Source organism: Shewanella sp. VK101, from assembly GCF_056497865.1.
On sequence record NZ_CM151402.1, the window covers coordinates 3,295,370 to 3,305,923 of the forward strand.

General features: G+C 48.7%; 9 protein-coding genes. 5 read left to right on the plus strand and 4 right to left on the minus strand.

Going from position 1 to position 10,554, the window contains the following annotated elements:
- Positions 1 to 2 precede the first annotated feature (2 nt).
- The gene (locus ACSHSR_RS14690; protein ID WP_413736076.1) at positions 3 to 1,193 is read left to right on the plus strand and encodes a class I SAM-dependent methyltransferase; all 1,191 of its coding nucleotides are present in this window, start codon (positions 3 to 5) and stop codon (positions 1,191 to 1,193) included.
- Positions 1,194 to 2,420: a class I SAM-dependent methyltransferase gene (locus tag ACSHSR_RS14695; RefSeq protein ID WP_413736074.1), complete on the plus strand. Its 1,227-nt coding sequence runs from the start codon at positions 1,194 to 1,196 to the stop codon at positions 2,418 to 2,420.
- Here ACSHSR_RS14695 and pseC read toward each other — a convergent pair.
- Positions 2,409 to 3,557: a UDP-4-amino-4,6-dideoxy-N-acetyl-beta-L-altrosamine transaminase gene (pseC, locus tag ACSHSR_RS14700; protein WP_413736072.1), complete on the minus strand. Its 1,149-nt coding sequence runs from the start codon at positions 3,555 to 3,557 to the stop codon at positions 2,409 to 2,411. The genes ACSHSR_RS14695 and pseC overlap by 12 nt on opposite strands.
- Positions 3,554 to 4,549 carry a UDP-N-acetylglucosamine 4,6-dehydratase (inverting) gene (pseB, locus tag ACSHSR_RS14705; protein WP_413736070.1) on the minus strand — a complete coding sequence of 332 codons (996 nt, stop codon included), beginning with the start codon at positions 4,547 to 4,549 and terminating at the stop codon, positions 3,554 to 3,556. The genes pseC and pseB overlap by 4 nt, the downstream gene beginning before the upstream one ends.
- Positions 4,550 to 5,110: 561 nt before the next feature.
- Between pseB and ACSHSR_RS14710 the strand changes: the two genes are divergently transcribed.
- The 3 genes from ACSHSR_RS14710 to ACSHSR_RS14720 all read left to right on the plus strand — a co-directional run bounded on the left by ACSHSR_RS14710 (position 5,111) and on the right by ACSHSR_RS14720 (position 8,774).
- A complete protein-coding gene (locus ACSHSR_RS14710) occupies positions 5,111 to 7,564 on the plus strand; it encodes a 6-hydroxymethylpterin diphosphokinase MptE-like protein (protein ID WP_413736068.1) in 2,454 nt (817 codons plus the stop codon).
- Between the two features lie 91 nt (positions 7,565 to 7,655).
- The gene (locus ACSHSR_RS14715) at positions 7,656 to 8,135 is read left to right on the plus strand and encodes a DUF2947 domain-containing protein (RefSeq protein WP_413736066.1); all 480 of its coding nucleotides are present in this window, start codon (positions 7,656 to 7,658) and stop codon (positions 8,133 to 8,135) included.
- A 75-nt stretch (positions 8,136 to 8,210) separates the two neighbouring features.
- Positions 8,211 to 8,774, plus strand: a complete 564-nt coding sequence (locus ACSHSR_RS14720) for a chalcone isomerase family protein (RefSeq protein ID WP_413736064.1) — start codon at positions 8,211 to 8,213, stop codon at positions 8,772 to 8,774.
- A 66-nt stretch (positions 8,775 to 8,840) separates the two neighbouring features.
- On the opposite strand, the gene ACSHSR_RS14725 is transcribed toward ACSHSR_RS14720, so the two are convergent.
- Positions 8,841 to 9,731, minus strand: a complete 891-nt coding sequence (locus ACSHSR_RS14725) for a DUF6268 family outer membrane beta-barrel protein (RefSeq protein ID WP_413736062.1) — start codon at positions 9,729 to 9,731, stop codon at positions 8,841 to 8,843.
- A gap of 44 nt (positions 9,732 to 9,775) precedes the next feature.
- On the minus strand, positions 9,776 to 10,390 hold the full coding sequence (locus tag ACSHSR_RS14730) for a TetR/AcrR family transcriptional regulator (RefSeq protein ID WP_413736060.1): 615 nt from the start codon (positions 10,388 to 10,390) through the stop codon (positions 9,776 to 9,778).
- Positions 10,391 to 10,554: the final 164 nt, after the last annotated feature.

Consider the following 10,554-nt stretch of genomic DNA (forward strand, 5'->3'; position numbering starts at 1 on the left):
TTATGGAAAAGGCTTTGTGCCAACTTTGCCGACAACAAGACTGGCTCACATTTTCAACAATCTCCTTTGGTCTCTGGGATAAACAAAGCATGCAGCTTTCCCGGCAAAGTTCTGACTACCCACTTGGGAGGTGTCAAAACTGCGGGCACGTACAGGTCAATGTCGTTTATACGCCGGAGCTATTTGAACAGCTCTACTTTCACTCTACTCAAGAAGCCGTGATGTGGCATGAATCCCTTCTTGGCAGCGAGCTCCCTTACGAGGAGATGATGAACTTTGCCCTCAATGGTGAACAACCACAGACCATAGTCGATTTTGGTTGTGGAGAAGGCAAACTACTGGCGGCAGCAAAAGCTAAAAGCCCAGGCAGTTGCTTGATTGGAATAGATTTCAATAACAGATTCACGCAAGAAGACGTAACCTATCTTACCTTAGATCTCAATCAACTGAGCAGCCTATCCAATGACCATTGGCCAGAGGGGATCGACCTGGCTCTGGCCTCTCATGTGCTTGAACATCTTATTGACCCCGTCAGCTTTTTGAGCCACCTGAAATCCAGACTCAGCGATAACGGCGCAATATTCATTGAAGTGCCTGATTTCACGCATCACCATGATGAAAAATCAATAGGCATGAGTAACTTAGTTAACCTTCAGCACATTCACTACTATACAATCGACACTTTAACCTTTGCCGCCAAACAGGCAAGTCTGGCGGTTGTCAAGCAAGCTCAAGTTACCACAGGATATATTCCCAGGCTGCAGGTGCTGCTAAAACCAGAGAGAGTTTTATCCACCGCCCAAGTCAATTCAACATATGATGCAGCAGCGGTTATTCGTCACTATCAGAGTGGCTGTCGGAGCCTGAGAAGTCAGTTGGCACAGAGAGTCTGCTCCTCACTTAAAGAAAACAATCGGGTCGGACTTTGGGGGCTTGGTGCCGATTTTTATAACCTGCTAAACGAACATCCTCTTTTAGGTGAGTTCATCACGAATGGTAAGTTGGTGTTATTTGACTATGCTCTCAAAGGCAAAGCTTTTCAGCATCAGTCCATTCTATGCAGTGATGAAATACCCCACTTCCCCCATCCGGTCTTTATTGTTCCCCAACTTGCAGAAACCAGGATTAAGATGCGAGCCATCAGTCGTTATTGGTCCAATGTCATAGATCCCTTTTACAACGGAAGTAACTAAATGCCAACTCATCAAACGCAACAACAGACAAGCTGTAAAGTATGCGGAGAATCGTCATGGCAAGAGATAGAAACCTTGATGTCCGGTATATGGGATAAAAGCCAGACAGCGTTATGCAGACAAGTACTTCACTTCCCTATCGGTAGATGTAGATATTGCCACCATGTACAAGTCAGCATAAATTACACCCAGGAAATCTTCGCAGCACTCTACTTTTCCAATCAAGTTGAACCGGACATGTGGTGTGACACCCCTTTAGGTGAGAAATCTCCCTATGAGGAGATGCTTGAATTTATTCGACCCAGTATCAAAGAGGGAGCTCATATTGTTGATTTTGGGGCGGGTGCCGGTATAACACTCAAATACATTGAGGATTCCTGTAAGGCGTACTCACTGACTTTAGCAAGTGTTGATTTTCACAACCATATTCAATCGGAGACAATAAAATACCTAGGCGCCGATCTGAATAAACTTGAAGCCATACAGGGCAAATTTGATGCTAAGCCAATTTCACTGGCAATCAGCACTCATGTGCTGGAACATGTGGTCGAACCGATCCACTTTCTATCACAAATTGCAAAAATGATGGCCGAAAATGGATATATTTTTATTGAAGTCCCGGATTGTAGTCCTGACGCTTACACAGATCATTTAGCATTTACCAATCTGGTTCATGGACAACACATTCACTATTACTCTAAAGAGTCTTTGGCACAAATAGTAAGATTGGCAGGCTTGAGCGTAGTAAAGCAGCAGCAACTTACAACCGGGGATATCCCAAGACTGTTATTGTTGCTTAAGCAATCAAACTCAGCTTCCCCAAGAGCTATATCATCCATAGAGCATGATGCGTCAAAAGCAGTCACTAAACGCTTTAACGACTATCAAAGTTATCAGACATCACTGTTTAAACAGCTCCAGCAGGCACTGATTGATAATAAAAAAATAGGCCTATGGGGAGTGGGTGGAGATTTTTATCAACTGACTCAAAGCTACCCAGAACTTATCCAGTGGATAACATGTAACAGAGTCACTCTCTATGATTATGAGTTAGCTGGACATATTTTTGCCGGTGCGGAGATACTGTCCAGTTCAGAAATCAAATATGTCAAATATCCCGTTATCATACTCCCAATCTATGGCCCTACCAGAGAAAAAATGAAGCGAATATCAATGAACTGGAAAGTAGAGGTTATCGACCCATATTCATACCTATTATGCCAATGAATGAACCAAGACTTTGACAATATAATCCTGCTCTTTCCCTGCTAAAGATGGATACAGCGGCAACGTCAGGATCTGTCCATAAAACTGCTCGGCCTTGGGGAAATCTCCTGTTTTGAAGCCAAGAGACAAGTAATAGGGCTGCAAGTGTACCGGGAAGTAATGCACATGCACCTGCACCCCCTGCTCTCGCATGGCATCGAACACTTCTCGGCGCCGCTCGGCTTGCTTGAGACGTATCATATATAGATGACGGGCGCTGACACTATTGGGTAAGGGTTCAACACTCACTACCGGCTGCTGAGCCAGTTCTTGAGTGTAATAAGCGGCCAACTGATTGCGCTTACAGACAAATTCATCCAATCGCTGGAGTTGCGAAAGCCCAAGCGCTGCCTGCAACTCTGTCATACGGTAATTGAAACCCAGTGCATGCTGCTCGTAGTACCACCCCCCTTCGTCCGGGCGCAGCATTTTGAGTGGATCTTTGGTAATCCCATGGCTTCGGTACAATCCCAGCCTAAGCGCCAATTCGGGATCATTCGTCTGTGCAATGCCCCCCTCGGCACAAGTGATGATCTTGACCGGATGAAAGCTGAAAACCGTGATATCCGAGTAAACGCAGCTCCCAAGTTGATGGCCTTGATAACTGCCACCGATACCATGGGAGGCATCTTCGATGATCTTGAATCCATACGCTTTACCAAGCTCGGCAATAGCAGCCATATCACAGCTGTGACCACAGAGGTGAACCGGAATAACCACCTTGGGCAAGGTTCCCTGAAGTTTGGCCTGCTCAAGTTTGGCCCTCAATGCCCCGGGGCACATGTTACCGGACTCGGGATTAACATCGACAAAGTCTACTCTAGCGCCGCAATACAAAGCACAGTTGGCAGAAGCCACGAAGGTAATGGGGGATGTCCAAACCCTGTCGCCAGGCCCGACATCGAGTGCCAGGCAAGCAATATGCAAAGCCGAGGTGGCACTGTTTACCGCAACGGCGAATTGGGCGCCAGTATAGCCACATATCGCCTGCTCAAACGCCGGTACCTTGGGGCCCTGTGTCAACCAATCAGATTGCAATACTTCAATGACAGCATTGATGTCATCCTGGTTAATATCTTGTTGGCCATAGGGAATCATACTGAAGATTCCATTTTTAAAATCTCATCTGCCGTTAAAAATCTAGGATTGCTGCCCGAGTGATACTCAAATCCAGGCGCAACAACTTGCCCTTTTTCGCCAAGCGCATTGGTACGGAAATCCATATCCATACCAAAAAATTTAATACTTGGAGATATAACAAAATGATCAGTAAATTCAATTGTATGATGGGAGTCATCTGCTGGACACATGATTTCGTGCATTTTCTCCCCCGGACGAATGCCGATAATGTCATGCTCAAGGTTTGGAGCATATGCCTTGGCCAGATCGGTAATACGCACAGAAGGGATTTTAGGCACAAAGATTTCACCGCCCTGCATCCGCTCAAAATTCTTCAGCACGAAATCCACTCCCTGCTGCAGGGTTATCCAAAAACGGGTCATCTCGGGATGGGTTATCGGTAAGGACTCGGCACCATCGGCAATCAACTTCTTGAAAAAAGGCACCACAGAGCCTCTGGAACCCACCACATTGCCATAACGCACCGCCGCAAAGCGGGTCTTGCTGCCACCGACTATGTTGTTGGCGGCAATAAATAACTTATCGGACGCCAATTTGGTGGCACCATAAAGGTTGATAGGACTGGCAGCCTTATCGGTCGACAACGCAATCACTTTTTTCACTTTATTGCTGATCGCTGCCTTAATCACATTCTCGGCGCCATGGATATTGGTCTTGATACACTCCATCGGATTGTATTCAGCGGCCGGGACCTGTTTCATTGCCGCAGCATGGATCACATAATCCACATCCTGCATCGCCTGCATCAAACGGTCACTATCGCGCACATCTCCGATAAAATAGCGCATGCAGGGATCGTTGAACTGCTGCTGCATCTCGAATTGCTTCAGTTCATCACGGGAAAAAATGATCAAACGCTTGGGTTTATAACGAGACAACAGAGTTCTGGTGTACTTCTGCCCGAAAGACCCGGTTCCACCGGTAATGAGTATTGTTTGGTTGTTGAACATATATTATCCAGTCCTCTGTTTTTACACTGACGATAAACCTAAGGAAGGTGCTAATAAGTCCTCGTGGCACTCTGGCTTGCACAGCAATTGGCGTTCAAAGCATCTGACTGAAGGCATGCCGGGGCCTGTCAAAGTCGGATAACACAGAAAGCCGGTTGCTGTGCAAGCCCCAAAGGGCGTGGCTTACAGACCTGTCTGCTGTGTTGTGCTTCTTGCAAAGGACTAGGGCCATTTGCTGCGAACCACGCCTTGCATCCAGGTCCGTAAGCCGACGCAGAGCACACATGGGACTTGTTCGCACCTTTCCCTAAATGGCTTAACGTCATTCTCTTATCCCGGTCAATATACAAAATCTGAGCCAAACCAAGCCATTAACAGATAACTTAAAGTATGCACAGTGCAGGTTTCATTGTATAACAAAAACTTAGCACATAAACTCTAAAAGCGGCTTTCAATACCGAGATCACTTCACCTCTTTGAAAACTGGCACATATCTTGAGACTATGGACTCAAGCACAGTAAAACGTCAGACAATTGACGTTCAAGCCATCAGGAGCCCGGATGCAAAGTACTCCTTCAGCCATGCTCAATACCTTTGCCGTTAGTCGTTTCAACGAAACCTATCTGCCGGCAATCAACCGGCAGATGTTTGAGCAACTCAACTCGGCGAGCCAATATCGCAATAAGTTCGCCAACCTATTAAGCGCCGAAGATACCCTGTACATTTTCACCGGCATGGATTCAGGTCTACTGGCCAACTATGTATTATCCATGGAAATGCCAGCCGGAAGTCGTTTCATTTTCGTCGAACTGCCCGAAATATTAACCCTGCTGAATATTGACCTTCCTGAGTCGCTCGAAGGCAAGCTTTGGGTTATCACTGAAGCTGAGTTGCCGAACATCCTCAAGCAGGCGGGTAACGATATCTGTATCGCCAAAGGCCAATACCGTCATTATCACTCTCAGGCTGCGGCCGCCGAGACGCTTCCCGAGTACTCCTTGCTGAAAAGTGCCATCGCTCAGGCACTGGAGCATGAGTATTTCAATCAAGGCGTCAACTACAACCAGAAAGAGTTTGTCCAGCGCCAATTGGAAAATATCTGCGACAATCACTCACCGGCCAAGGTGCTGAGGGGGCAATTTGAAGGGGAAACCGCCATCATAGTCGCCGGCGGCCCATCAATGGATCAACAGCTCGACTGGCTCAAGGCAAATCAGTCAAAAATGACCATACTGGCGGTTTCCCGCATTGCCGCCAAACTCATATCTCATGGGATAAAACCGGACATAGTCGTGACCGTGGATCCACAGGCATTCAGCTTCGATGTCAGTAAAGAGATGATGCCATATTATCGGGATTTTCTTCTGGTTCATTCCTACCACGCCCACCCGTGGATAGTGGCTCAATGGGCCGGAGAAACCCTTTATCTGGGAGACCGTTTCCCTTGGCAAACCCAGCACAGCAATATCATCACTCAAGGGCCCACTGTGACCAACAGTTCGCTGTTATTGGCAATAGAGATGGGCTTTCGCCGAATTCTGTTTATCGGTATGGATCTGTGCTACTCAAGACAAGGGGTTTCCCACGCAGCCGGTTCTCAGGAAGCCAAGCTGGGACCCAGCTTGGGACATATCTGTGAATGGGTAGAAACCTACAGCGGCTATCTGGCGGAAACTCCCATTCAATTACTCCATGCCAAACAGGCAATTGAAGATGAAGTCGCCGCTCATCCTCAGCTTGAATACATCAACCTGGCTGAGGACGCCGCAAAAATAAAGGGGATTGGCTTTAGTGCCAGTGAAGAGATAAAGCTGCCGCAGGATAAAAAACCCCTGTCGGAGTTACTTTCAAGCCAACAATTAAAGCAAGCAGACAAAAGCACCGACCTGAGTTTGTGCTTCCGGCAACTGCAACAGGCACAGCAAAAACTGACCCGGATTGAAACTATCACCCATAAGGCATTCAAGGCCTGCCAAGTTGAAATCAACTCACCAAATCCGTCAAAAAAACTGCTTAAACAGCTGCAAACAACTGAGGCCCAACTCAACAAAGACTTCAGTGACATGGGGCAACTGATCAAATTCTATGGTTACCGGGAATTTTCAGCATTTTTAACCGCTCGCAGCAGCGACGAATGGACTCAAGCCCAGATGCAACAGATGAACCTGGACTACTATCAGGCTTATTGTGTCATCGCCAGGCACTTGAGAGATCTTGTTGGCAACGCCTTGACCAGAGTGAAATCCCGTCAGGAAGAACTCAACCCGGATGCCAGGCTCGAGTCACTTGCCAAGCAGTGGCAGCAGGACAACACCCCCGGCAGAGTGCGGATTTGGCAAAAAAATCATCCACTATTACCTCAGGAAAAAAAACTGGCAGATGAACTTGAGAAAAGTTTTCGCAGGATGTTGACTGAATCACGTCAGGCCTATCATCAGGTGCTGAATGATGGTAATACTCAGGAAAGAGTATTTGACAAGATAATGCTGTTTAAGAGTCAACGGCATCAACACGGTCTGCAGCAAATGGTGAATAACCTCGAATTCGTACTGCCGGAAAAACCCGAGCTCAAACGCCTCTATTGGCTGGCCAAAGCCAATTTGGAGGTGCTTAAACAAGCCCCTGAACAAGCACTGCATGCGCTGCAACAGATAGATCAGCAACAAATAACCGAAACCGAGCTCAGAATGATTTCAGTGCTGGCGCTGCAGCTCAACATGCTGCCACTGGCCGAAACCACGCTGGCGGAAATCAGCCAGCTGAATGATAGTTTTCTGCCGCAATACGCCCATGTTTTGCGCCTCGCCGGTAAAGGGCAACTGGCACTGGACATCTATCTGGATTACCTCGGTAAATACCCGCAAGACCAACAGGTATGGCTGAAATTGGCACTGTTTATGCGGGCAGTGCAGCAAAATGAGGCGGCGGTCACAGCATTTCGCAAAGTACTGGAACTCGATCCGGACAATCTCGGTGCCAAGCAAGGCTTGAGCGAATTGCAAACCAGTCAGTAGTCTCCAAAGGCCGCTGCAAGCGGCCTTTATTTTCCTCTTTCACCCCCGTTATAATGCCCCGGCAAATAAGCGCAGTCCCGGAGGACAGAACTTGAATCACAGCTATATTCCACTCGAACAGTATCGCCGTAAATGGATCTTCAATCATAAGGACCTGCCAGTGAGTGAGCAGGACAAGACAGCCATATTGCCGCTGGATCAGAAGAGTGCCATGGAAGTGTGGAATCGCTGGATAAGCAATAAAAGCAGCTGTGCCGAGGATTTTACCAAAGGAGACTGGGCCAGCCGTAGTTCCACCTGGCACCAAACGGAATACTGGCAAAGCCATTGGGACAGCGAAGACAACAGCCTACCGGAAACCCTGGCCGAATTTATCAATTGGCCGGCGGATGCCCCTGTGTATTTCTGTTATGAAAAGTATCAGGTGATCCAAACACGCTGGGAAGTCTTCGCCCGTAACTGGAAATGCTTTCTGTTTTTCGACGATGGCCCATTACTGATAAGCCCGAAACACAAGCAAGCCGTCTGGTTCAGTCAGGATGGCAATTTCAAAATGGGCCTGCGGAGCTAACAACCAGCCGTCTATGTTCGAATAAACCGTTGTCGAACCATTGACTTACAAACGACCAATACCAAAGAGAACAAGATGAAAAAAATAACCTTAACCGCCCTGCTGTTGGGATTGTCCCTATCCACCACAATCGATGCCCGTGAAATTGCCGGTGAAAATATCCCGGAAACCCTCAGCATTCAAGCTGCCGCGCCGCTTAAGCTCAATGGTGCCGGGGTACGCAGCAAGTTCTTTATGGATCTCTACATAGGGGGACTCTATCTGCCAACCCAAGCCAAGACCACAGCCGCAGTATTGGAGCAGCCGCAGGCGGCGGTCAGCTTGAAGATAGTCTCGGGTCTCATCACTGCAGATAAGATGCGCTCGGCCATCACCGAAGGTTTTCATGACGCCACAGGCGGTAAAACCGAAGCCATACAGGCCGATATCGACCGCTTTATGAGCCTGTTTCAGGAAGAGATCAAAGAGGGTGACAGCTTCCTCCTGTATACCAGCCAGAAAAACGGCGTCAGCGCCTACAAGAACGGCGAACTGCAAGACACTATCGCCGGAGAGAACTTTCGCCGCGCACTGCTGAATATCTGGCTCGGCGATGAACCGGCCCAGAGCAGCCTGAAAAAGGCGATGTTGGCTAACTGAGCCTCCTGAACGCCTCAAACCAATAAGCTGAGAAATACAACTTGCCCGCCACCGCGGGCAGGTCAATCAAAAACGATAGCTGAGGTGGATCGCCCCGGCCGGATAGTTATCCAGCTCTCGCTTGATCTCAGGCTCACTCAACTCAAGCTCGGGGTTGATGAAGTAGCCCACATAGGCATTGAGATTGAGCCCCTGCCCCAACCGCCAGCCCAAACGGACAAAGCTGCTGATCTGGGTCAGTTCCATTGTCTGCTCATCTTCCCCGACCAAAAATCGCTCGGTGCGTTGGGAGGTACCCAATCCCAACTCCATCTCCGGCGATATCCGATAACTGAACTCTATTCCTGCCGGACCGGTAAATCCGGCCTGGAAGGGGTTACCCACTCGCCATCTGTCACTGAGTTGCCAATCGACAAGCAGGTAAGGAACTGTACGTACCTCATTGATATCATTGAGATAAGCAACCCCAAAACCCAACATGTTACCCGAATCAAACCTGTGAACCGCACCGGCGATGACACCATAGCTCCTGGCGTCTGAAGAGGAGACCTCATCACTGTAGGCGTACTGCAACTGAGGCGCCAGCATCAAACTCCAATGTCGATTCAGGCTGTATCTCAGGCTGACAGAAGCCGAGTAACGCTGGGCCGAATCAAACCGGCTGGCGGCAAAGGCAATATCCGCAGCGCCACTGGTTGGCAAGGCAGAGAAATCCCAGTCCAGTTTGTCATAGCTGAGATTGACACCCAGTCCCCAACGTTGATCCAGTTGCCAGTCTCCCCGCACCCCCAGAAGATAACTGCGGCGCCCCAACTCTCCACCACCGTCAATATCCGAATCGGCATTTTCAATGGCCGCCAGGCTCAGGGTATAGCGGGAGGTTGGTGCTTCTGCCGCCAACAATCCGGTGCTGGCACTGATAGCGCCCAGTATGATAAGTGCGACCGTTTTTTTCATCTCATATCCTTTTGCCGTTGAAGAAAAGTCACCATAACCGTAGGCTATTCCAAGCTGTGCGCTTTGAGAAACAATCTCGCCGTCTCAATGCAATAATCCCTGTGCTGTGCCTCGAGTTGCCCTGTATCCAGCCCCAACTCTTTTCTGAGCCGCAGCTCACCAAACAACATTAGGCTCAGCCTCACCGCGGCCTGACGCTTGTTGCCGAAGTGATACCCGCCATGACGCTCAACCTGGGTAAAGAAATCCACCAACAGACCCAACATGTACTCGGGTCCGGCATCGAAATAAAGCTGCGCCGGTTCTGGATGAGTATCCACCTGGGAAACACAAGCGCGATAAACCGTAATGGCATCCTCACTGACGATCAGCTCGCCGAAATACTCAGCAAACACCGCCAGCGCCTGCTCCGGCCGGGCTGCGTCGGCCAACAGCACTTCAGCAATCTGGCGAACCACGCACTTGGATTCAATGGCCGCCACAAACAGCTCATCCTTACAACCAAAATGAGCGTAAACCGTTTGCTTCGACACCCCGGCGGTTTTAGCCACTTCATCCATGCTGGTATTGGGAAACCCTTGAGCGCAGAAGAGCTCGATTGCGGCTTCCAGTATCTGAGCCCTCTTCTGTTCACTACGACTTAATTGCTGAGTATTCATATCGTTATAACTAGTACCTAATTCGGCAACGCCTTGGCATGCATTAGACCACAAAATAGACTAGACAGTCCAGTTCCACCAAACTAGACTAGTAAGTCCAGTTTAACCTATCAATAACAATTATCAGTCAAAGCAGGGAGAGGACGTTGCAACAGACCATCAAG